This is a genomic window from Leclercia sp. AS011, assembly GCF_037152535.1.
GTDB lineage: Bacteria > Pseudomonadota > Gammaproteobacteria > Enterobacterales > Enterobacteriaceae > Enterobacter.
The window spans coordinates 104202-126673 of the sequence record NZ_JBBCMA010000005.1 but is presented as its reverse complement, the minus strand read 5'-3'; the positions used below and the strand labels follow the sequence as shown (position 1 = coordinate 126673).

At 57.7% G+C, this 22472-nt stretch carries 24 protein-coding genes; 12 read left to right on the top strand and 12 right to left on the bottom strand.

Features of this window, described 5'->3' with window-relative positions:
* The first annotated feature begins 40 nt into the window (after positions 1–40).
* Positions 41–1258: a LysR family transcriptional regulator gene (locus WFO70_RS18110; protein ID WP_337018101.1), complete on the top strand. Its 1218-nt coding sequence runs from the start codon at positions 41–43 to the stop codon at positions 1256–1258.
* Here WFO70_RS18110 and WFO70_RS18105 read toward each other — a convergent pair.
* The 4 genes from WFO70_RS18105 to WFO70_RS18090 form a co-directional block, all read right to left on the bottom strand.
* Positions 1255–2514, bottom strand: a complete 1260-nt coding sequence (locus tag WFO70_RS18105) for a gallate dioxygenase (protein ID WP_337018099.1) — start codon at positions 2512–2514, stop codon at positions 1255–1257. The two genes, WFO70_RS18110 and WFO70_RS18105, sit on opposite strands and share 4 nt — an antisense overlap.
* A 13-nt stretch (positions 2515–2527) precedes the next feature.
* Complete coding sequence (locus WFO70_RS18100) at positions 2528–3898, bottom strand: MFS transporter (RefSeq protein ID WP_337018097.1); 1371 nt, start codon at positions 3896–3898, stop codon at positions 2528–2530.
* A 158-nt stretch (positions 3899–4056) separates the two neighbouring features.
* Positions 4057–5073, bottom strand: a complete 1017-nt coding sequence (locus tag WFO70_RS18095; RefSeq protein WP_337018095.1) for a class I SAM-dependent methyltransferase — start codon at positions 5071–5073, stop codon at positions 4057–4059.
* Positions 5074–5148: 75 nt separating this feature from the next.
* A complete protein-coding gene (locus WFO70_RS18090) occupies positions 5149–5673 on the bottom strand; it encodes a lipocalin family protein (RefSeq protein ID WP_337018093.1) in 525 nt (174 codons plus the stop codon).
* 115 nt (positions 5674–5788) lie between these two features.
* On the opposite strand from WFO70_RS18090, the gene WFO70_RS18085 reads away from it, so the two are divergent.
* The 4 genes from WFO70_RS18085 (at position 5789) to WFO70_RS18070 (ending at position 9321) form a co-directional block, all read left to right on the top strand.
* Positions 5789–6514: a MerR family transcriptional regulator gene (locus WFO70_RS18085; RefSeq protein WP_337018092.1), complete on the top strand. Its 726-nt coding sequence runs from the start codon at positions 5789–5791 to the stop codon at positions 6512–6514.
* Between the two features lie 99 nt (positions 6515–6613).
* Entirely contained in the window at positions 6614–7027 is a 414-nt protein-coding gene (gene uraH, locus WFO70_RS18080; RefSeq protein WP_337018090.1) for a hydroxyisourate hydrolase, read from the top strand.
* Between the two features lie 102 nt (positions 7028–7129).
* Complete coding sequence (locus tag WFO70_RS18075) at positions 7130–8089, top strand: YbgA family protein (protein WP_337018088.1); 960 nt, start codon at positions 7130–7132, stop codon at positions 8087–8089.
* Positions 8090–8232: 143 nt separating this feature from the next.
* Positions 8233–9321: an AAA family ATPase gene (locus WFO70_RS18070; protein WP_337018086.1), complete on the top strand. Its 1089-nt coding sequence runs from the start codon at positions 8233–8235 to the stop codon at positions 9319–9321.
* A 28-nt stretch (positions 9322–9349) separates the two neighbouring features.
* On the opposite strand, the gene WFO70_RS18065 is transcribed toward WFO70_RS18070, so the two are convergent.
* From WFO70_RS18065 to WFO70_RS18040, 6 genes are all read right to left on the bottom strand, one after another.
* On the bottom strand, positions 9350–10303 hold the full coding sequence (locus WFO70_RS18065) for a GlxA family transcriptional regulator (RefSeq protein WP_337018084.1): 954 nt from the start codon (positions 10301–10303) through the stop codon (positions 9350–9352).
* A 26-nt stretch (positions 10304–10329) separates the two neighbouring features.
* A complete protein-coding gene (locus WFO70_RS18060; protein WP_337018082.1) occupies positions 10330–11109 on the bottom strand; it encodes an MBL fold metallo-hydrolase in 780 nt (259 codons plus the stop codon).
* Positions 11110–11247: 138 nt separating this feature from the next.
* A complete protein-coding gene (gene nlpA, locus WFO70_RS18055) occupies positions 11248–12051 on the bottom strand; it encodes a lipoprotein NlpA (protein ID WP_337018080.1) in 804 nt (267 codons plus the stop codon).
* Between the two features lie 166 nt (positions 12052–12217).
* Entirely contained in the window at positions 12218–12616 is a 399-nt protein-coding gene (locus WFO70_RS18050) for a type II toxin-antitoxin system VapC family toxin (protein ID WP_337018078.1), read from the bottom strand.
* 3 nt (positions 12617–12619) lie between these two features.
* A complete protein-coding gene (locus WFO70_RS18045) occupies positions 12620–12880 on the bottom strand; it encodes an antitoxin (RefSeq protein ID WP_337018076.1) in 261 nt (86 codons plus the stop codon).
* Positions 12881–12997: 117 nt separating this feature from the next.
* The gene (locus WFO70_RS18040; protein ID WP_337018075.1) at positions 12998–14497 is read right to left on the bottom strand and encodes an MDR family MFS transporter; all 1500 of its coding nucleotides are present in this window, start codon (positions 14495–14497) and stop codon (positions 12998–13000) included.
* 78 nt (positions 14498–14575) lie between these two features.
* On the opposite strand from WFO70_RS18040, the gene WFO70_RS18035 reads away from it, so the two are divergent.
* Positions 14576–15235 (top strand): TetR/AcrR family transcriptional regulator, encoded by a 660-nt coding sequence (locus WFO70_RS18035; RefSeq protein WP_337018073.1) that lies wholly within the window; start codon positions 14576–14578, stop codon positions 15233–15235.
* Here the strand turns inward: WFO70_RS18035 and WFO70_RS18030 are convergent.
* Positions 15232–15651, bottom strand: coding sequence for a GNAT family N-acetyltransferase (locus WFO70_RS18030; protein WP_337018071.1), 420 nt, complete (start codon positions 15649–15651; stop codon positions 15232–15234). The genes WFO70_RS18035 and WFO70_RS18030 overlap by 4 nt on opposite strands.
* A 321-nt stretch (positions 15652–15972) precedes the next feature.
* Here WFO70_RS18030 and WFO70_RS18025 point away from each other — a divergent pair, with 321 nt between their 5' ends.
* Complete coding sequence (locus WFO70_RS18025; RefSeq protein WP_337018069.1) at positions 15973–16275, top strand: YicS family protein; 303 nt, start codon at positions 15973–15975, stop codon at positions 16273–16275.
* Positions 16276–16311: 36 nt separating this feature from the next.
* On the opposite strand, the gene WFO70_RS18020 is transcribed toward WFO70_RS18025, so the two are convergent.
* On the bottom strand, positions 16312–17259 hold the full coding sequence (locus tag WFO70_RS18020) for a LacI family DNA-binding transcriptional regulator (RefSeq protein ID WP_337018067.1): 948 nt from the start codon (positions 17257–17259) through the stop codon (positions 16312–16314).
* 294 nt (positions 17260–17553) lie between these two features.
* Here WFO70_RS18020 and WFO70_RS18015 point away from each other — a divergent pair, with 294 nt between their 5' ends.
* The 5 genes from WFO70_RS18015 to WFO70_RS17995 all read left to right on the top strand — a co-directional run bounded on the left by WFO70_RS18015 (position 17554) and on the right by WFO70_RS17995 (position 22464).
* The gene (locus WFO70_RS18015; RefSeq protein WP_337018065.1) at positions 17554–17868 is read left to right on the top strand and encodes a PTS sugar transporter subunit IIB; all 315 of its coding nucleotides are present in this window, start codon (positions 17554–17556) and stop codon (positions 17866–17868) included.
* A 12-nt stretch (positions 17869–17880) separates the two neighbouring features.
* Positions 17881–19206 carry a PTS sugar transporter subunit IIC gene (locus tag WFO70_RS18010; protein ID WP_337018064.1) on the top strand — a complete coding sequence of 442 codons (1326 nt, stop codon included), beginning with the start codon at positions 17881–17883 and terminating at the stop codon, positions 19204–19206.
* Positions 19207–19223: 17 nt separating this feature from the next.
* A complete protein-coding gene (locus WFO70_RS18005; RefSeq protein ID WP_337018062.1) occupies positions 19224–20609 on the top strand; it encodes a glycoside hydrolase family 1 protein in 1386 nt (461 codons plus the stop codon).
* 11 nt (positions 20610–20620) lie between these two features.
* Entirely contained in the window at positions 20621–20923 is a 303-nt protein-coding gene (locus tag WFO70_RS18000; protein ID WP_072250852.1) for a PTS lactose/cellobiose transporter subunit IIA, read from the top strand.
* A 161-nt stretch (positions 20924–21084) separates the two neighbouring features.
* On the top strand, positions 21085–22464 hold the full coding sequence (locus WFO70_RS17995) for a carbohydrate porin (protein WP_337018060.1): 1380 nt from the start codon (positions 21085–21087) through the stop codon (positions 22462–22464).
* The last annotated feature ends 8 nt before the right edge of the window (positions 22465–22472 follow it).

Sequence of the window (22472 nt, the reverse complement as noted above, 5' to 3'; positions counted from 1 at the left end):
TATGTTGTCGATAAATTCACATTTCGGGGCGGGACGGATCATGGCGACAGAAAAACGCAATAACACGATAAATATCATGCAACTGCGATTTTTCTGCCGGGTCGCTCAGCGCGGCAGCGTTTCGCGTGCAGCCGATGATTTATTTCGTACTCAGTCGGCTATCACCCGGGCGATCCGGGACCTCGAAGAGGCCCTGAATGTCACTCTTTTTGAACGTCATCACAGCGGTATGGTGCTGACGGAATACGGCAAATGCATTCTGCCCCGCGCACAGCGCGCCATCGACGATTTACAGGCCGTTCCCGCGCTGATGCATAAGCTGAAGGCCCGCGCGACGGCGGTGCCGGATGCGGCCTGGCTGTTTAACACCCGACGGCTGGAGATTTTTATTCAGCTCTACCATGTCAACCATACTCAGACCGTCGCCACCCAGTTGGGCGTGACCCAGCCCGCAGTCAGTGCGGCGTTAAAAGTGCTGGAAAAGGGGGCCGATACAGCGCTGTTTCGCCGCACCGCAGAAGGTGTACGCCCCACCCCGGCGGCGGATTTGCTCTATCCCCCTGTCAGCCGGGCGTTGAACGAACTGGAGAATATCTGGAGCGATCTGGCGGCGCGGCGCGGGGTGCTGGAGGGTAGCGTGCGCATCGGCGCGCTGCCGCTGAGCCGTACCCGGCTGTTGCCGGTGGCGATCGGCGCGTTTCTGGCGCGTCACCCGGGTATCCGGGTGATCACCAATGAAAGCCCGTATGAGTCCCTGGTGTCGGACATGCGGGCCGGCAATATTGATTTTATTATTGGTGCGCTGCGGCAGGATGAGGATCTCCCGGACCTCAGCAGCGAAGCGCTGTTTGAAGAAGATATGCTTATTTTGCTGCGTAATGACCATCCGTTGCTGCACGATCCCGATCCGCGCAGCAAACTGGCCGACGCGCAATGGGTGTTACCGCGTTCCAATGCCCCGGCGCGTCATCTGCTGGATCGGGCCTTCCTGACCCTGCATTTGCCGCTGCCGCAACCGACCGTCGAAACCGGCGATGCCGCCATGGTGCGCGGGTTACTGCGTGACTCCGACATGCTGGCGGCGGTATCGGCCAGCCAGATGCGCTTTGAAATTGATAATGGCCTGCTCACCGTGCTGCCGGTGAGTCTGCCAGATACCACCCGCCGCATCGGGCTGACCTTCCGCGAGGGCAGCCTGCCCTCCCCGGCAACCCAGGCGCTGCTGGGGTTTATCCATCAACAGGTGGCGCAGGGCTAGCGGCGCGCCACGGAGTACGTCACCTGCTGATTACGCGTCTGCTGGAACTCCTCCAGCGTTTGACCACGCATCGCCGCGTAAATGTGCAGGTTAGAAACCCCGACCACCGCCCCCATTTTCTCCAGCAGGAAGAAGCTGGCGCCGTACTGGATCAGGCCGCGCCAGTCGCGGCTATCCAGCAGCCGTTGCTCCTGCTCGCTCAGCCCCGCCTCGGCGTACAGCGCCTGAGGCGCATTCAGGAAACGCTCGCGCCAGGCCGGCTGCGTCAGCTGGTGCAGGAAGCTGTTCAACCGCAGGCCGTTCAGGCTCCGCTCGTGGGTAAACGGATAGGTACCCGGCAGATTTTCCACCCCGGCAAGCTGCTGCGCCATGTGCTGGCGGTGGCGGCTAAGGGTATCGACAGGCGGCGTGCGGGCGTGGTTTTCGAGGATCAGGGTGGCAATGCCGGTCATCGACGGCAGATAGTAATCGCGCCAGGTTTCGGTGACGTTCGCCGACAGCGCACCACGCATCACCAGCCACATGATCACCTCTGAGCCCTCCATACCGCCCAGCGTCGCGTATTCACCCAGGGTCATTTCGGTCAGTTTTTCCGGGTCGTTCACCAGCATATCGACAAACTGTGCGTCCCAGTCGGGATTGTTAAACCCGCAGCGCTCACCATGTACCTGATGCGACAAACCTCCGGTGGCGACGATCGCCACGTCGATGTCCTCCGGGTAGCTCTCGATAGCCCGACGCAGCGCCTGGCCCAGCTTGTAACAGCGTCGGGCGCTGGGGACCGGAAATTGCAGCACGCCGATTTGCAGCGGGATCACTTTTGTCGGCCAGCCGGTCTCTTGCTCCCAGGGCAGCAGCGCCGAGAGCGGCGAGAACAGCCCGTGATCGAGTTTTTTATTCATAAAGAACGACATATCAAACTCGTCGGCCATCAGGCTGGCACCGATATGGCGCGACAAGGCCGCATCGCCTTTCACCGGCGGTAAATCGCGCGCGCCGCCGCCTTCATCCGCCACGCCGTACTCATGGTCAATCCCGAGGGTAAAGGCGGAATAGTGATCAAAGAAAAAGGCGGTGACGTGATCGTTAAAGATATAGACCAGCGCATCGGGCTTTTTCTCGTCCAGCCAGCGGTTCAGCGGTTCAAAGCTCTGGAAGATTGGCGCCCAGGCCGCCTCCTGCTGTTTATGATGATCGACGGCAAAGCCGATGGTCGGGGTATGCGAGACGGCGATCCCGCCGAGTATTCGGGCCATGAATTCACTCCACTTATCGGTTATGCACGGTTTGCGACAGTGCGTTTAATTCCGCCTCTGTTTCCCGAGGCTTAATACGATTCATACGATGCAGCAAAATAGCGATCCCCGCCAGACAGGCCGGTAATGCCAGCACCAGAAAGATGGAAGAGTGCCCGGGCACCGCCAGCATGATCACCCCACCCAGCGTTGAGCTAAGGATGGCCCCTGTACGACCGATACCGTGCATCCAGCTTACGCCAGTCGCGCGGATTTCCGTCTGGTAAAAGGCGGGTGAGTAGGCCTGCAGACCGTTCTGTGCGCCGTTGATACACATGCCACTGATAAAAATCAGTACCGCCAGCGCCAGCGAGCCGAAGTCCATCAATCCCTGCGACAGCAGACACAGACAGCCGAGGAAATAGGTTACGGCAATCACTTTTTTCGCGGCTGTGCGGTCCATCATGTAGCCGACAATGATGCCGCCCAGCGGGCCGCCGAGCTGGAACAGACCGGTGATGATTGCCGCCTGCTGCAACGACAGCCCGCCAGAGCGCAGGATAGTAGGCAGCCAGCCATTGAGCAGATAGATAACAAAAAGCCCCATAAAGTAGGTCAGCCACAGGGCCACCGTACCGCGGCCATAGCCGTTGCGGAACAGCTGCACGACTTTACTGCGGCGGGAGATTTCCGGGGTATTGAGTGTGAACCGGGTGTCAGCGGTGAACGTCCCACCCAGCCGGTTGAGGACCCGGGCAATCTGCTCATGCGGAACGCGGCGCGCCACCATGCTCATCGCCGACTCCGGCAGCATGGCAAACATAAAGGGCAGCAGAACAAGGGGCAGCACGCCGCCAAAAATCAGCGCCGAGTGCCAGCTGTAGTGCGACAGCAGCCCCGCGGCAATAAATCCGCCCAGCCCGGATCCGACGTTGAAGCCGCTGTACATCAGGGTAATCATCAGCCCCTTGCGACGCTCCGGCATATATTCCGCCACCAGCGTGACGCAGTTGGGCATGACGGCCCCCAACCCAAGCCCGGTCAGGAAGCGAATCAGCGCCAGTTGGGTCGGGCTTTGTGCCAGCGCGGCGGCAAGGCTGAAAATGGCGAAGAGTGCCACCGACCACAGCAGAACCTGTTTGCGGCCATAGCGGTCCGACAGCGGTCCGGCGACCAGCGCGCCGATGGCAACCCCAAACATCGCCGCCCCGAGGATTGGGCCGAGTTCAGCCCGGCTGATGCCCCAGTCTTCGATTAACGCCGGGGCGATGAACCCCATGACGGCGGCGTCATAACCATCAAGCATAATGATGACAAAACAGAGCAGCAGGACCTTCCACTGGAAGCGCGAGACAGGCCGGGCATCGATCCATGCCTTCACATCGACAACATAAGTCTGATTCATAGGGTGACTTCCTTAAGCAGGCGATACGAATGTTCTGGTTAGTGTTATGTGTTGAACGTTCGCAACCAACTTAAGGCAGACGGGGGGCGCTGTCCGGTTCAAAAAACCCGCGCCAGGTATGAGTTCTGTTTATATTGTGATGAGGCCTACGAAATACGTCAGGCCTGAACGCCCTGGCCTGCACGGATCTCCATCACCGCATACACCCCGTCTTTCGGCACGATCACCGTGACGTTTTCCGCAGCGATACCCGCGGCCAGATGGATATCCTGTAACTGCTGCAAGGTGCGCGGAAAGATGGGCGTCCAGCCGATACAGCGCAGGGCAAAATCAATCTGCGGGCTGCTGGTGAGCATGTTCGAGATAATCAGCGCGCCGCCGGGTTTAATCAGGCGCAGGACATGTTTCAGGAAGATCACCGCGTCGGTGTCGTTGAAGTACTCGAAGATCCCCAGCGCGTCCACCAGCTCGACCTTACCTTCGCCCAGCTCCTGTATCAGTTTGTCGCTGTGGATCAGGCTCTCTTTCAGATCGCGCTGCAATATCCTGACCTGTTCCCCGACTCTCAGCCCTTCGGCAGCGGCCATTTTCTCGGCCCAGCGCAGGGAGACGGGATCGTAATCCACCAGGGTGAGATGTACTTTTTGCCCGTCGAGATGAGCATCGCGCAGCGCCTCCAGCACCGGGACGGCGGCGCCGCTGGCGAGGCTGACCCAGACATTTTCGATGTCGTTTTGCAGATACTGTTCTGCGAGGACGGAGAGCACCTTCGCCCGGGAACGGATGCCGATGGCATCGTTGGCGTGGATAAACCACTGGCGGCTGCGGCTGTCCATCCGGGTGCCGTCGGGGAGATGTTCATCCAGCGGGTTCTGGATGGCGTAGAGGGCCAGCGCGGTGGGCACCAGCCGGGTACGCCAGGCGACAACCGCCGGGCGTGCGGTGAAAGCCTCTTCAGACCAGCGGTGCTGGCACTTTATCGTCTTCTCGCCACTGGCATCCTTTTCAATCAGCGGCGGCATCAGCTGCGGGTCCGCTTTTAACGCCCGATCCACGGCGTTGAGCTCGCGCGTCACCTCGTCCTTCATCGGCCAGTTGTCGCTGACATCGGGGAAGGACGCGCTGTAGAGGGTCATGTTGGCCGGCGCAGTGCCGCGAAAGGGTTGCCAGTGCATATGTCATCTCCCGTGAGCCCATGACGCAAGTCTAGCCACTCGCCCGCACATTGCCCCAGGAAGAAAGCACGATCTTTACTGCTTGACCCATACCAGCTCATCCACCCGGAAGCCCAGGCTGCGCGCGGTATTGAGGTAATCCTGCTTCACCGCATCCGGAATGGTTGGCGTACGCGACAGGATCCACAGATAGTCGCGGTCCGGGCCGCTGACCAGCGCATACTGGTAGTCATCGTCCAGCTTGATCACGTTATAGCCGCCGTAGAACGGGCCGAAGAACGAAACCTTCAGCGCTGCGGTGGTCGGTTCGCCGGTGTAATAGGCTTTGCCTTCGCTCTCATTCCATTTGCGCTTCAGCGGATCATAGCCCCGGTTGAGCACGCTGATCCCGCCGTCGCTGCGCTTGCCATAGGTGGCAGTCACCTGCTGCATCCCGCGCTCGAAACGGTTTTCCAGACGGGCGATTTCGTACCATTTGCCCAGATAGCGGCTGGCATCAAAGTTGGTGATCGGCTGCACGCCTTTTGGCGGCGTAGGGGATTTGCAGGCCACCAGGGTCAGGGCGATGGCAACACCGGTCACAACGGGCCATAGTTTCATGAGAACTCCTGTCATTTTGCACGGTTGGAATTAAAGTGTAGTGCAGCGCTCTGGTGCTTCATCCCGTCGGAAAATATTCGTAGAATATTGAGACTAATCCTCTTCGGACGCAGACATGGCATACTCCATTGGCGAATTCGCCAGACTCAGTGGGATCACCCCCACCACGCTGCGGGCGTGGCAGCGCCGCTACGGTTTACTCAAGCCGCTGCGTACCGAAGGCGGCCATCGCCAGTACAGCGACGAGGATGTCCAGCAGGCGTTAAAAATCCTCGACTGGGTGAAAAAAGGCGTCCCCATCGGCCAGGTGAAGCCGCTGCTGGAGCGCCCTGCTACGGGCCGCACTAACAACTGGCAAACCCTGCAACAGAAGATGCTGGAACGTCTGCAGGCGGGCAAAATCGAATCCCTGCGCCAGATGATTTACGAGTCCGGGCGGGAGTATCCACGTCCGGAGCTGGTCGCGAACGTGTTACGCCCCCTGCGCAGCCTGGTCTCGGCCAACGTTGCCGCCGCCATGACCCTGCGCGAGATCCTCGATGGCATCATCATCGCCTACACCTCGTTTTGCCTTGAGGCCGATAAAAAAGCCCCGGGCGATAACCTTCTGCTCAGCGGCTGGCACCTGAACGACCCTTGCGAAATCTGGCTCGAAGCCTTAGCCCGGACCGGCCAGGGGCACCGCATCAATCTGCTGCCCATTCCCCCTGCCGCGCTGGCACCGGAGATCTTCCCGGACCGCCAGTGGCTGCTGGTCACCAGCGGTAAACTTACCGCCGCGCGCAGAAAACAGGTGGAGCAGTGGCAGCAGCAGGTTGCCCTTGAGGTCATTATCCTCTGATTATTTTCTCCTGCGGGAATCTTCACGAAAAGTTGAATATTTTCCCGCGCGGCAAATGCTAACGTTTTCCTGTGACTTACCACTCCACAGGAAACGATGATGAAAAAAACTGCCCCTCTGCTGATCCTGGCCTCCATGGCCTTTGCTCCTGCCGCCTTTGCCGCCGCCCCTGCCGGCACCCTGAGCGTGCATATTCTTGACCAGCAAACCGGCACGCCACCGCCGGGCGTTACCGTCACGCTGGAAAAGCAGCAGCAGGATAAATGGACCCCGCTTGCCAGCGGCAAAACCGACCAGGACGGGCGCATCAAGTCGCTCTACCCGGTCGATCAGGATATGCAGCCAGGGGTCTATAAAGTGACCTTCAAAACGGCGGAGTACTTCCACGGTAAAAAGCTGGAGTCGTTCTTCCCGGAGATCCCGGTGCTGTTTACCGTCACCCGCACCAACGAAAAACTGCACATTCCGCTGCTGCTGAGCCAGTACGGTTACTCGACCTATAAGGGCAGCTAAAACCTGCTGATATTGCTACAAAATAAAAAATAGATCCGCCAATACTTGGACAAAATTATCATTTTGTGTAACTTTTAAAGAGTGACTCTGGAGGTGCATATCATGACAACGAAACCTGTGCTGGGTATTAGCGGATGCTTGACCGGTTCCGCCGTTCGCTTCGACGGCGGCCATAAGCGTATGGGCTTTGTCATGGATGCGCTGGCGGAGTGGGTTAACTTCCGGCCGGTTTGCCCGGAAATGGCGATCGGTCTGCCGACACCACGTCCGGCACTGCGTCTGACGAAGACCCCCCGTAATGAGATAGAGATGCGGTTCAGCAAAGCGCCTCACGAAGAGGTCACCCAGAAAATGACCGACTTTGCGGCAGGCTATGTGCCGAAAATGGGCGATCTCTGCGGATTTATCGTTTGTGCCAAATCCCCAAGCTGCGGCATGGAGCGCGTGCGGTTGTACGATGAAAAGGGTAATGCGGGCCAAAAGGAGGGTGTCGGGCTGTTCACCGCCGCCCTCCTTGAAGCCTGGCCGTGGCTACCGGTGGAGGAGGATGGACGCCTTCACGACCCGGTGCTGCGGGAGAACTTTGTCGAGCGGGTTTTCGCGCTCCATGAGCTGAATACGCTGCGGGCCCAGGGCCTGACGCGCCGCGGCTTACTGGACTTCCACAGCCGTTACAAACTCCAGCTGCTGGCGCACCATCAGGCGGGCTACCGTGAGATTGGGCCGTTTGTCGCTTCCCTGCACGAGTGGGAAGATCTGGAGGCCTTCTTCGAGGTATACCGCGAAAAGCTGATGGCGATCCTCAGGAAACCCGCATCGCGGAAAAACCACACCAACGTGCTGATGCATATTCAGGGCTATTTCCGTACCCAGCTCAACAGCCGCCAGCGCGGCGAACTTCGCGACGTGATCCTGCATTATCGCGACGGATTGCTGCCCATTCTCGCGCCGCTCACGCTGCTGAAACACTATCTGGCCGAATATCCCGACCGCTATCTGATGACGCAAAACTACTTTGATCCCTATCCCAATGATTTGGGTTTGCGTCTGGCCGTGATCTGAACATCTAATGCGAGGCCCCATTGACCCTGAAAGGCCCGAAGTAGTACCCCGCTTAGACGACACCTCACTGTCGTCTTTTTTTTGCACTTTGCGGAGAACACTGTAACTCTGAACAGGTTTAGTCCGTAAAAGTGGGCCCGTCGATGATCAACACCCTGCACATTCAAAACTACCGCTCGATTCGCGATCTGTCGCTGGATCTGCAGCAGCTCAATATCGTTTTCGGCCCGAACGGCACCGGAAAATCCAATATCTACAAGGCGATCCACCTGATGCACAGCGCCGCGCAAGGGCAGTTTTCCCAGGCGCTGGCCAACGAGGGCGGCATTCTGAAGGTCTTCTGGGCAGGCAAAACCCGCAGCGACCAGCTGCGGCGCATGAACCTGGCGGTAGAAACCGAGACCTACGACTACGAGCTGCAGGTCGGGTTTGTGGAGAAGCTGCCTTACCCCTCGCAGTTTCAGCTCGATCCGGTGATCAAAGAGGAGTCCATCTGGCTGAGCGGCCAGCATCGACGCCCGTCGTCACAGCTGATGAAGCGCAAGAATCAGGCCGTGTTTCTCAATAACGTGCATCACGAAAAAGTGACCCACAGCGGCACGCTGTATGAGAACGAGTCGGTGTTCGGCCAACTGGGGGAGCCACACCTCTATCCGGAGGTATCGCAGATGCGTGAGTCCCTGCGTAACTGGCGCTTTTACCACGAGTTTTCCGTCTCCTCCGGCTCGGCCATCCGCGCCCCGCAGGTGGGGTTCCGCTCCCCGGTGCTGGCCAGCGACGGCGCCAATCTGGCGGCGGCCTTTCAGACCATCGTCGAGATCGGCGACGAGCTGCTGCTGATGCGCATCCTCGATCAGGCCTTCCCCGGCTGCGTGTTTTACAGCGACAACACCGGGGGGCGTTTTCGCATGATGATGCAGCGCGAAGGCTTAAGCAGACCGCTGGAGCCCGCGGAGTTTTCCGACGGCACGCTGCGTTTTCTCTGTCTGGCGGTGGCGCTGTTAAGCCCGCGCCCGCCCGCCTTTATCGCCCTCAACGAACCAGAAAACAGCCTGCATCCGCAGATGCTGCCCGCGCTGGCGAGCCTGATTGCCGAGGCCAGCCGTTACTCGCAGATCTGGCTCACCAGCCACTCGCCGGAGCTGGCGAAGCTGATAGAAAAGCACCGGTCGTTTTCGCTGTATCAACTGTCGATGGTGGAGGGAGAGACGCGGATGGAGAAGCTAGGGTAAATGCCGGGTGGCGCTGCGCTTACCCGGCCTACGATCGCAGACGAAAGGTTTTGCGCCACTCCGCCGGGCTGACGCCAAAGCGGGCCTTAAACTGCTGACGCCAGGTCACGGCGGAAAGATACCCCACCTGCTCTGCCACCGCCTCGATCGGTAGATTGCTGCTCTCCAGCAACAGCTGGCTACGCCGCAGGCGTTCGGCGGCGATCCACGAGACAACACTCATCCCGGTAGCTTTCATAAAATGACGGGTCAGCGTGCGACGACTCATCGCCACGCTGGCTGCCAGCGCATTCAGGTTCAGCGGCTGGCTGATGTTACGCTGGAGATAATCGATCAGGTTGTTGATCCGCGCATCGCGGGTCGTTTCCGGTACCGGCTGGGCGATAAACTGTGCCTGCCCGCCCTCGCGGTGCGGCGGAACGATCATCCGCCGGGCAATCTGGTTGGCGACCTCGCTGCCAAAGCGCTGGCAGATAATATACAGGCAACAGTCCAGCGCGGCGGCGGTGCCGGCCGAGGTGATGATGTTGTCGTCATCGACGTACAGGGCGTTGATATCCAGCGCTACCGCCGGGAACAGCGACTGGAACTGGCGTTCAAACTCCCAGTGCGTTGCCGCCCGTTTGCCGTCCAGAATGCCCGCATAGCCGAGAACGAATGATCCCAGGCACAGCCCGACGATTTGCGCCCCCTTGTCTCTGGCCTGCACCAGGCTGTCGAGTAAGGTCTGGGGTGGCCGTTCAAGCACATGCTGCCAGTAAGGCACCACCACGATATCCGCTTGCCCGATGGCGGAATAATCCTGTGCGGCATTGAGCGCAAAGCCGTCACGGGAGGTCAGTAACCCCGGCTTTTCGGCGCAGATCGTCACTTCAAAGCGCTTTTTACCGGATACGGTATCGCCGAACAGAATGCAGGGCACAGAGTAGTGAAAGGGGCTGAACCCGTCGACGGCGACAATCGCCACTGTTGTTAGCTTCACACTGTTCTCCTTTGCCCTGATGCTGCTCAGACTATAACGCTTTCCCCGTCCTGGGGAATAATGACCGCCTCGCCAATCTGGTTGGCATCCACGTACTCCCGCAGCGCGCTGCGGGTGAGCAGGCAGTGGTTGATCGCCTCCATATGGACGGCGACGATTTTTGCCTGTGGCAGCATGAAGTGCACATTCAGCACATCCTCCGCGCCCATAATGATCGGCCCGAAGCCGATCACGTGCGCGTACCCGGCGTTGAGCACCACCACATCCGGCTGATGCTTTTGCAGTTCGGCCGCCACCTGGGGGCGCAAAATGGTGTCGCCCGCAATCAGCAGCGTTTTTTCATCGGGATGGCGAAACACCACGCCGCAGGCCTCACCGAGCCGCTCCGCCAGCTCCGGCACGGCGTAGGCGCGGTCGGTGCCGTGCTGCCCGCCGTGGGTTTTGCTCAGCCGGATGTCGCCAAACGCCGTGTTGTCCGTCAGCACGGTCAGATTGTGAAAACCCTGGCTGCGCAGCAGCCGCGCGTCATCGTCGTGCTGGACAAAGATCGGCATCTCTTTGGCGATCAGTTCGATGGCGTGCTGATCCCAGTGATCGGCATGAGTATGGGTGACGATCACCGCATCCACATCCAGCAGGCTTTCCACCGCACAGGGCAGCTCCACCGTCGGGTTGCGAAGTTCCGCCCGGGCGGTGCCGGGGAAACCAGGCCAGGCCTCTTTGGGTGCCAGCATCGGGTCAATCAGGAAGCGTTTTCCGGCGTAGGTGATGCGCTGCGTCGCGTTGCGAATATGGGTGATGTTCATAGGCTGTTCTCCGGTTGGTATGCGGAAAGCATAGCCGGAGGCATGACCACAGGATGTGGGCAAAAGGGCATTCAGCGATGGGATCGGGCCAGTTTATTTCTGGCCGCGACGAAAGGTCTCGTCGCGGCATGATTTATGTTATTCCCAGCCCGGCACTGCCCCGCCGTTAAAGATGGTCTCGGCCGCCTTCGCCACTTCTGGCGACTGATACGACTGAATAAATTCCTTCACGTTTTCCGCATCTTTGTTGTCTTCCCGCGTGACGACAATGTTCACGTACGGCGAGTTTTTATCTTCGATAAAGACGCTGTCATGCACCGGCGACAGCCCGGTTTGCTGGAGATAGGTGGTGCTGATAATCGCCACATCCACTTTCGGATCGTCCAGCACGCGCGGCAGCTGCGCCCCTTCCAGCTCCATGATCTTCAGGTTTTTTGGGTTAGCGGTGATATCCAGCGCCGTCGGCAGCAGGCCCACGTCCGGTTTGAGAGCGATCAGCTCTTCGTTTTGCAGCAGCAACAGGGCGCGGCCCAGGTTGGTCGGGTCGTTCGGGATGGCGATGGTCGCCCCGTCCTTCAGCTCCGTCACCGATTTAATCTTGCGGGAATAACCTGCCATCGGGAACACAAAGGTATTGCCGACGGCCACCAGCTTGTAGCCGTGGGCTTTGTTGTCTTCCGCCAGGAATGGTCGATGCTGGAAGACGTTGGCATCCAGCTCCCCGTGGTCGGTGGCGTCGTTTGGCAGCAGCGAGCCGCTAAAGCCCACCAGCTCAACATCAAGGCCGAACTTCTCTTTCGCCACTTTTTTAGCGACTTCCGCCACGTCCTGCTCGGCACCGTTAATCACGCCGACCTTAATATGTTTGGCATCGCTGCCGCTTTGGTCACAGCCCGCCAGCAGCAGGCCAGCGAGAAGAAGCGCACCCAATCGAAGTTTCACCGGTCATATCCTTTTGATAACTGTTTTAGCGACTATATCGGTAACGCAGCGGCAGGCTAAAAAACGAAATGGCATCAATAAGAAGGATAAGTTATATGCGGGTTTTGCCAGTAAAGTGACGAGCTGTTGTAGGCCCGGTAAGCGTAGCGCCACCGGGCGTTGTGGCTCAGGCCGCGGAAGTCCAGTCCTCGATAGTTAGCTCCTGCACCATCCCGAATGCACGATCGTTAGTCACAATCGTCGTGCCCCGGCTGAGAGCATGTGCAGCAATAAGCTGATCGAGATCGCCCATCACTTTCCCTTTCTTTTCCATTGCAGCGCGAAGTTTGCCGTAGATTGCCGCGGCGTCACTGTCCCAGTCGCAAATGGTGATGGTCTTAAGAAATTCCGAGATGGTTTCATGCAATGCATGGCTTTGCTTTTTGGCAACGCCGTAAAGCAGTTCAGCCTCCGTGACGCTTGAAATGCACATCTCTTCAGGTGCTATTCGAGAATAATGATCTACCACTCTGGGGTGCTGCCTCACGAGGTGGCTTACTATGTTAGTGTCCAGCATATGCAGCATGTTCTATAACCCTTCAAGAGGATCTCTTTTCGTATAGCTCTGATTACGCTCCTCCTTACTCAGGAATGAATCAGGTACCTGCGTCTGCTTCAGTAAACGCAAAAAATTCTCCCTGTGCCGTTCTTTCTCTGACATAGCCCTCAAAACAACATTTCCCTCCTCATCCCGCCGGATCCAGACGCTCTCCGTATCAAACGCGAACTCCGCAGGCAGTAACACCGCCTGATTCCGCCCTTTTTTAAACAGTTTTGCTTTACGTTCCATCGCAACCTCTGCTGGTTTATTGACCAGGCCAAAGGATGCGCTAACGCCTGCGAGAAAGACAAGACTCTCTCTTCAGATTCGGAAAGCGACTCGCAACAAATAGCAGAACCGCTAACCTTACGCCTCCCGCTTGCGCAGCGGTGCCTCGCGCAAAAACCACGACAGCACAAAGGCCAGCACCATAATGCCTGCGGCCATCAGGAATACCGCGTGAATGGCGGAGCCAAAGGCGTCCAGGTAGTCAAGGCGCAGGGTGTCAGGCAGATGATGAATGGCGGTCGGGTTCATCTCCCGCGGCAGTTCGGTACCCTCGGGTATCCGCGCCATCAGGCCCGACTGCAACACGTGGGTGAAGACCGCGCCAAACAGCGCCACGCCAATCGCCCCGCCAATAGAGCGGAACAGCGTCACCCCGGAGGTCGCCACTCCATATTGATCCGCAGAGACGCTGTTCTGTACCGCCAGCACCAGCACCTGCATTACCAGACCCAGCCCCGCCCCCAGCACGCCGGTAAACAGGTACAGCTGCCAGACCGGCGAATCAATAGTGATCCGCGTGAGCAACGCCATGCCGACTACCCCCAGCAGGGTGCCGAGGATTGGGAACAGGCGGTATTTCCCGGTGCGGCTGATAATGCGACCGCTGATAATCGAGGTCAGCAGCAGTCCGCCCATCAGCGGGATCAGCTGTAGCCCGGCCTGAGTCGGCGTGGCCTCTTTGACAATCTGCAGATAGAGCGGCAGGAAGGTCACCGAGCCAAACAGCGACATCCCGATAATAAAACCAATCAGGCTGCACAGCAGGAAGCTGCGATCCCGGAACAGCGACAGGGGGATAATCGGCTCCCACGCCAGCCGCTCCTCATAGATAAATCCGGCGATACCCGTCAGGCCAAAGGCCAGAATGCACCACAGCTGCGGATCGCTCCACTCGCGGACCGTGCCCCCTTCGCTGGTAAACAGGATGATGCACAGCAGCGCCATACTGAGGTAAATCGCCCCCAGATAGTCGATCTCATGCTTGTTGCGCTTCGCGCTGCCGTGGAAGACCGCGCCGATCACCAGCAGGGCAAACAGCCCCAGCGGCAGGTTGATATAGAAAATCCAGCGCCAGGAGGCGTGTTGCACCAGAAAGCCGCCGACCAGCGGGCCGATCACCGTCGCCAGACCAAAGACCCCGCCGAACAGGCCCTGATAGCGACCGCGCTCCGCCGGTGGGATAACATCGGCCACCGCCGCCATGCTGATCACCATCAGCCCGCCGCCGCCCAGCCCCTGCAGGGCGCGCATCAGCACCAGCTGGGTCATGTTCTGTGCCAATCCGCACAGAGCGGAGCCCACCAGAAACAGCACAATCGCGATTTGCAGCACGATTTTGCGGCCAAAAAGGTCGCCAAACTTGCCGTACAGCGGCACCACGATAGTGGAACTCAGAATATAGGCCGTCACCACCCAGGAGAGCTTATCCAGCCCGCCCAGCTCACCCACAATGGTGGGCAGCGCCGTCGAGACGATGGTCTGATCGAGAGCCGAAAGCAGCATCACCAGCAGGAGCGCGCTGAACAGCAGTCGGACAGAGGGCGCGTTTTTGGTTTGCGTTGTCGATTCGGACGCCATAAAACACCGCTTGAAATTAATTAATTGGGTAATTAATATTTAATGAAGTTATGAATCAGGTCAAGGGATGCCCCGCGTATGTCAGCACATAAAGATAATTCTGAGCCCACGCCCCAGGCCCGCCGCCCGGGACGTCCGCGTGGGAGCAAACCCACCGCCACCAGCCGGGAGCAGCTGCTGGATATCGCCCTCGATCTCTTTGCCCGCCAGGGAATTGCCCGCACCTCCCTTAATGCCATTGCTAAAGAAGCGGGCGTGACGCCGGCGATGCTGCACTACTACTTCAACTCGCGGGAGCAGCTGCTTGATGCCATGATCGAGGAGCGTTTTCTGCCGCTGCGCAGCGCTATTGCGACGCTTTTCAGCGATCACCCGGACGATCCGGTGACCGCCCTGACGTTAATGGTAAAAAAGCTGGCCGAACTGGCCGTTGAGCACCGCTGGTTCGCGCCGCTGTGGATGCAGGAGGTGATTGGTGAAATGCCGGTGCTGCGCGCGCACCTGCAGGCCAGGTTTGGTGATGAGAAATATCAGGCGACGCTGGATACCGTTGCCCGCTGGCAGCAGGAGGGAAAGCTGAACCGCGATCTGGCCCCGGAACTGCTGTTCACCACCCTGCTAAGCCTGGTGCTGGTGCCCTTTTCCCGGATGCGCAATGACGAGAGGTTACACACCCTCTCGCCTGACAGCATCGTGCGCCATGCGCTGGCGGTGATAGGTCATGGTATTGGCGCTTAAAGCGCCTTCGACAGGTAGTGCCGCTGTATTCCCGCATACGGAAAATCATCCAGCGTCATGGTCACCGCATAACCCTGCTTTTCATAAAACGGACGCGCCTGGAAACTGAAGGTATCCACCAGCGCATGGCGGCATCCCTGACGACGGGCCTCCTCTTCGGCGGCCCGCATCAGCTGACCGCCCAGCCCGGTACCGCGCGTTTCGTCGCTGACCCACAGATATTTAATGTTCAGCCACTCGCCCTGGCGGTTGCCGATCAGCCCGCCGCGCAGTGTGCCCCCCTCATCGCGGGCATAGACGGCAATATCACTCGCTATACGGGAAAAACTAATAAACTGGCTGTTATAGATCCGCAACCCTTGCAGTAACTCTTCCTGTTCGTGTTCAGTAATGGTGTCGGTAATACTCAGTTGCATATCATTCTCCCGTTACGTTGCACCCCGACTATCCCACATTCTGCCGACGATAAAAACCGCAAACTCTGGCGTAACGCGCTTAAAAAAATGTAAGTGCAATCAAGGCTAAATTGCCTTTGCGAACCGCATCACCCTTTACTACTCGTCAGCCGCCTGCCGTCACAAATTTTTCTTCCGGGCTGGCCTGTCCGTCAAATTCTGCGGCTACGCTTATTCGTACCTCTGCGCAACTATTGGCAAAATTAATACTTTCGGCTTGGGTCGCAAAGGCGGGTGTAACGATATATTTCATAAACGTGTGTGGTTTTTCCGGAGGTTTCCATGAAGTCAGCGCACCTGTTTTGCCTGGTCGTCTGCCTGCTTTTTGCCGCCTTCGTTCATGCTCAGGAACAGGTACTGAACGACCCGGTCAAATTAGAACAGATGAAACAGTCGGTTTTGAAGGATGTGAAGAAAGCCTGTGCCCCGCAACGCAAGCAGAGTGATAAAGAGTGGCAGGCGATGATCATGGCCTCTGAGGCCAATCAGATGCTGGTCAAAAATGCGGTGGTGGCGATGGAGCGGAACAACCAGGAAGGTTACTGGGATGCCGTGAGTCAGGTGGACTGCATGGAGGATTACTGATTACGCATTAAGGGGCCATCCAGCCCCCTTAATTTTTTAGCGTCGCACATCCGGAATAATTAAATCCCCGCGCAGCACATACGAACCCAGCATCTGGGTCTTCTCATTCAGCCAGCTGACGATCCGTGCCGCCATGGCGTCCATCGAGTACTCAATGGCCGGAATGGTCGGAATGCCCGGCAGATGCAGCGAGCCCGCCAGACTGAATACCATGATGTCCCCCGGAACGGATCTGTTGAACGCCTGCAACTGCGGAATGACCCGCTGCGCTTCCTGCTCGTCGGCCACCAGCAAAGCATTGAAATTGACCGTGGTGGCGTTGTTAAGCAGCTCCTGCAGGGCCACGGAGGATGACGTGGCATCCATAAAGACCAGGTTGCGATTAAACGGCAGGAAGTTCTTTTCCAGCCCATGCTTGTAGCCCAGCAGCACCTGATCGGCAAAACCGCTGCCGTGCGGGTGGATCAGGGCAATCTGACGTCGCCCCTGGCTGGCGAGGAAGTTACAGGCGGTTTCCGCGGCAAAAGCGTGGTCGTACTGGATGCTGTTGACGTTATTGGTTGCCATGCAATCCACCAGGATGACGTTCTCCTGATCGATCTGCAGCGGGAAACGGGCGCCGATAATCAGAATGTCATCGCATAACCCGCAGGAGAGTTCATCCAGCGCGCTCATCACTTCGGCTTTGGTGTTGGCGAAGCGAAGCAGCAGGTGCTTCTGGTGCTGGCTGAGCTGTTTTTCCAGCGCGTAAAGGTAACCGGTGGTCTGGTTGATGTTGTCCTGCGCGCAAATGACGCCGATACAGCCGGTAGACTGGCTGAGCAGCGACTGGGCAATCACGTTGGGCCGATAGTTCAGCTCATCCACCGCTTTCAGTACGGCCTGACGGCTGGCTTCCTTCACGCCGCGCGACCCGCTCAACACCCGTGATACCGTGGCTTTGGACACCCCGGCCAGACGTGATACATCGTTGATTGTAGACATCTTTATCCCCTGACAGGTCTCTCCAGGCCCCTGTAATTCCTGATTCCACTTCGGCTCATATTATAGCCACTCGGGAGTATATCTGTTTCCGTTTTCCATGGAAACCGATTTTCCGTTTCCACTCCATGTGATGCAAAAACAGCCAAAATACGTGACCTGAATCCGATAATCAGGGCCCATAAGTAAGGGATCTTGATGGCTGTCACACTTCTGTCTTATACCGATGGAAACCGGTTTCCATATGTTATCCAATCATCTCCGCAATAACTTTTTACATTTTGAGGATGGTTGTCGATGTTCAAGATTATGCTGTGCTGTTCTGCCGGGATGTCCACCAGCCTGCTGGTACGGAAAATGGTCGAAGCCGCGAACGAACGCGGTTTACCGGTCAAAATCGATGCGTACGGTGTTTCAGAATTTGATACAGAGTTTCCCAACTACCAGGTGGTACTTCTCGGACCCCAGGTCAAATACATGTTAAAAACGCTCTCAGACAAGGCTGCCACCCAGGGCATACCCGTACAGTCCATAGATACAATGGATTACGGTATGCAACGTGGCGATAAGGTGCTGGACTATGCTCTGTCGCTCATCGAAGCGGCACACTAAGAAGGTGTTCTCATGAGTTCGTTATATCAATCTATGGTTGCCGTCATTGAGCAGTCCATTGCGCCGCTGGCAGGCAAGCTGGGCCAGCAGAAGTACGTGATTGCCATCCGCGACGGCTTTACCGCCGCGCTGCCGTTTATGATCATCGGCTCGTTTATGCTGGTGTTCATCTTCCCGCCGTTCTCCGCCGACACGACCAACAGCTTTGCCCGCGGCTGGCTCGATTTCTCCGAGACCTACCGCGAACAGCTGATGCTGCCGTTTAACCTCAGCATGGGCGTGATGACCTTCTTCATCTCGGTGGGGATTGGTGCGAGCCTGGGCCGTCAGTTTAATCTCGACCCGGTGATGTCCGGCCTGCTGGCCTTTATGGCGTTCCTGCTGGTGGCCGCCCCCTATGCCGACGGTAAAATCTCTACCCAGTATCTGTCGGGCCAGGGGATCTTCACCGCGCTGATCACCTCTATCTATGCCACCCGCGTTTACGCCTGGCTGAAGGATCACAAAGTCACCATCCGTCTGCCGAAAGAAGTGCCGACCGGCGTGGCGCGCTCGTTTGAGATCCTGATCCCGGTCGTGGTGATCATCGGTACGCTGCACCCGCTGAACCTGTTTATCGAAGCGCAAACCGGGATGATCATCCCGCAGGCAATTATGCACCTGCTGGAGCCGCTGGTTTCCGCCTCTGACTCCCTGCCCGCCATTCTGCTCTCCGTACTGCTGTGCCAGATCTTCTGGTTCGCCGGCATCCACGGCGCGCTGATTGTCACCGGCATCATGAACCCGTTCTGGATGGCTAACCTCTCCGCCAACCAGGCCGCACTGGCTGCCGGTGCTGCGCTGCCGCACGTCTACCTGCAGGGCTTCTGGGATCACTACCTGCTGATTGGTGGCGTGGGCTCCACCCTGCCGCTGGCCTTCCTGCTGCTGCGCAGTCGCGTAACTCATCTGCGTACGATCGGCAAAATGGGCGTTGTGCCCAGTTTCTTTAACATCAACGAACCTATTCTGTTCGGTGCGCCGATCATCATGAACCCGATGCTGTTTATTCCGTTCGTGTTCGTTCCGATGATCAACGCTTGTCTGGCGTATACCGCCACCAAACTCGGCTGGCTGGCTCAGGTCGTCTCGCTGACGCCGTGGACCACTCCGGCGCCAATTGGTGCCTCCTGGGCAGCAAACTGGGCCCTCAGTCCGGTGGTGATGTGCGTCATTTGTATGGTGATGTCGGCGGTGATGTACTTACCGTTCCTGCGTGCTTATGAGCGTTCTTTGCTGAAAACCGAAGAGCAAAAAGCGCAGGCCAGCGTAGGTGCAGCAGAGACCGTCGGTAATTAAGTCAAAGAGGACGTTTTATGAAATATGCATTTCCCGAAAACTTCTGGTGGGGTAGCGCCAGTTCTGCAACTCAAACAGAAGGGGAAAGCCAGGGCAGTGGTAAAGGATTATCCATCTGGGATCACTGGTTTGCCGCAGAGCCGAATCGCTTTCACAACGGGGTGGGGCCGCAGAATACCTCCACGTTTTATCAGCACTGGAAAGCCGACATTCAGCTGTTAAAGCAGCTGAACCACAATAGCTTTCGCACCTCGATAAGCTGGGCGCGTCTGATCCCGGAAGGCGTTGGTGAAGTGAACCAGGAAGCGGTTGCTTTCTACAATCAGGTGATCGACGAACTGCTTGCCCAGGGCATCAAGCCGTTTATCACCCTGTTCCACTTCGACATGCCGATGGCGATGCAGGAGATTGGCGGGTGGGAGAACCGTGATGTGGTAGCGGCCTATGCCCGCTACGCAGAAACCTGCTTTGAGCTTTTTGGCGATCGGGTGATGCACTGGTTTACCTTTAACGAGCCGATTGTGCCGGTAGAGGGCGGGTATCTGTATGACTTCCACTACCCGAACGTGGTCGATTTCCGTCGCGCGGCGACCGTGGCTTATCACACCGTGCTGGCCCATGCCCAGGCGGTTCGCGCCTTCCGCGCCGGGCATTACCCTGGTGAGATTGGCATCGTGCTGAACCTGACGCCGTCCTATCCGCGCTCGCAGAACCCGGCGGACGTGAAAGCCGCACACCATTGCGATCTGCTGTTTAACCGCAGCTTCCTCGATCCGGTGCTGTGTGGCGAATACCCGGCGGATCTGGTGGCGATGCTGAAAGCGCACGATCAGCTGCCTGCCTGTCTGCCGGAAGACAGCGCGCTGATTGCCGACGGTAAAATCGACCTGCTGGGGGTTAACTACTACCAGCCGCGTCGGGTGAAGTGTCGTGATACGGCCATCAACCCGCAGGCACCGTTTATGCCGGAGTGGTTCTTCGATAGCTACGAGATGCCGGGCCGCAAGATGAACCCGTATCGCGGTTGGGAAATCTACGAACCGGGTATTTACGATATTCTCATTAACCTGCGGGATAATTACGGCAACCCACGCTGTTTTATTTCTGAAAACGGAATGGGCGTCGAAAACGAGCAGCGTTTTATTGAGAACGGTCAGATTAACGACCAGTATCGTATCGAGTTTATTTCTGAACACCTTAAATGGTTACATAAAGGAATTAGCGAAGGCTGTAATTGTCTTGGCTACCATATGTGGACATTTATTGACAACTGGTCGTGGTGCAATGCGTATAAAAACCGTTATGGCTTTGTCCAGCTCGATTTGGAAACGCAGCAGCGCACCATTAAAAAGAGCGGAGAGTGGTTTGCCGCCACCTCTGTGAATAATAGTTTCGATATATAGAGTAGAAGATGATGATTGCCTTAGAAGAAGCCGTAATGGAAATCATCGTCAATGCTGGTCAGTCGCGCAGCCTGTGCTTTGAAGCACTGCATGCTGCGCGGCAGGGCAACTTTGACGAAGCGAAAAGCCTGCTGCGCGAAGCCGATGGCTACGCGCGCCAGGCTCACCATATGCAGACCAAACTTATCGAGCAGGACGCAGGCGAAGCCCGTCAGCCGATGACGTTAATTATGGTGCACGCCCAGGATCACTTAATGAACTCGCTGCTGGCCCGTGAATTATCCGAAGAGATTATTCATTTATATCAGCGTTAATTATTAAATATCAGCGCCGGAGATACCGTTACGATAATAGTGTAAAGCCTCTGCATCCTAAAAAATATAAAATCAACTTGTTCTGATGATAGCGACATATTCTGTCCATCCAGAACCGGGTGGTTATTGTCTGAATAAAATTTAACTATATTGAGATAACCATGAATATGATTAAAAAACTTCCATTAACAATGGCGGTTATCGCCGCGCTTTGCCCGATTTCTGTCCTCGCCCAGGAGTTCACGCAGGAGCAAATCGACGCCATTGTGGCCAAAGCGGTGGATAAAGCCCTGGCGGATCGCCAGGCGAAAATGGATGCCGCGGTGGCGAAAAAGGCCGACGTGGTGACCGAGCCGCAAAGCGCCGCCCAGTCCCCGGATATGGCCATCCCGTTCGGGATTAAATTTACCGGCTATGCCCGCTACGGGGCGCACTTCCAGGCCGCCGATCAGAAATACGTCGCGGTGGACGGCTCCTACAACGGCGCGTCCGCGATTGGTCGTCTGGGTAACGAAGGCAACGGCGGCGAGTTCCAGCTCTCCAAAGCCTTCAGGGGTGAAAACGGCGCCATCTGGGACGTCAACGTGATGATCGACCACTGGGGCGACGAGGTTAACCTGAAAAAGGCCTACGCCGGGGTGACCAACATTCTGGAATCCAACCCGAACGCCTATCTGTGGGCCGGGCGTGACTTCCACCAGCGTCCGCAGCAGGGCATCAACGACTACTTCTGGATGAACCACGACGGCCAGGGTGCCGGGGTGAAGAACTTCGACATCGGCGGCGTGCAGTTTGACGTGGCCACCGTGGCGGCGGTGGAATCCTGCAGCCCGCAGGTGATGAATGACGAGGCCAACCCGTCGCGCATCACCTGTACCGGCGGCTCCGGCACCGGCGACAAGGGCAACTATGCCGCCACCTCCAAAATTCACGGCATGAAGCTCGGCCCCGTCGACCTGGAGCTGTACGCCAACTACGGCTTTGACTCGAAGGCCATCGACACTGAAGAGCGCACCAACGCCTGGCAGGGCGGCGTGGTCCTGAGCCACACCAACGACAGCGGCGTGAACAAGGTGATTGCCCGCTACTCGGATAACTCGGACAACAGCGTGTTCAACAAAACCGAGGACCTGACCACGGTGTACGCCAGCTTCGAAGGGCTGCACAAGTTCACCCAGGCGACCCAGGTGGAGTACATTCTGGCCTTCCACGACTACGACAACAGCCGGGACAGCACCGACAACCGCAAGAACTACAACGCCATCGTGCGTCCGATGCACTGGTGGAACGACGTGCACTCCACCTGGCTGGAAGCGGGCTGGCAGCATGTGGATTATGACAAGGGCGGGGATAACAAGGGCTGGAAGCTGACCCTGTCGCAGAACATCTCCATCGCCATGGGGCCGGAGTTCCGTCCGATGCTGCGCTTCTACGTCACCGGCGGCAAGGTGGATAACGAACGCACCGCCCGCGTGAACAACACCCAGGACGAGACCCTGGACGACTTCAACGTCGGCGCGATGTGGGAGGCCTGGTTCTGAGGTAAGTA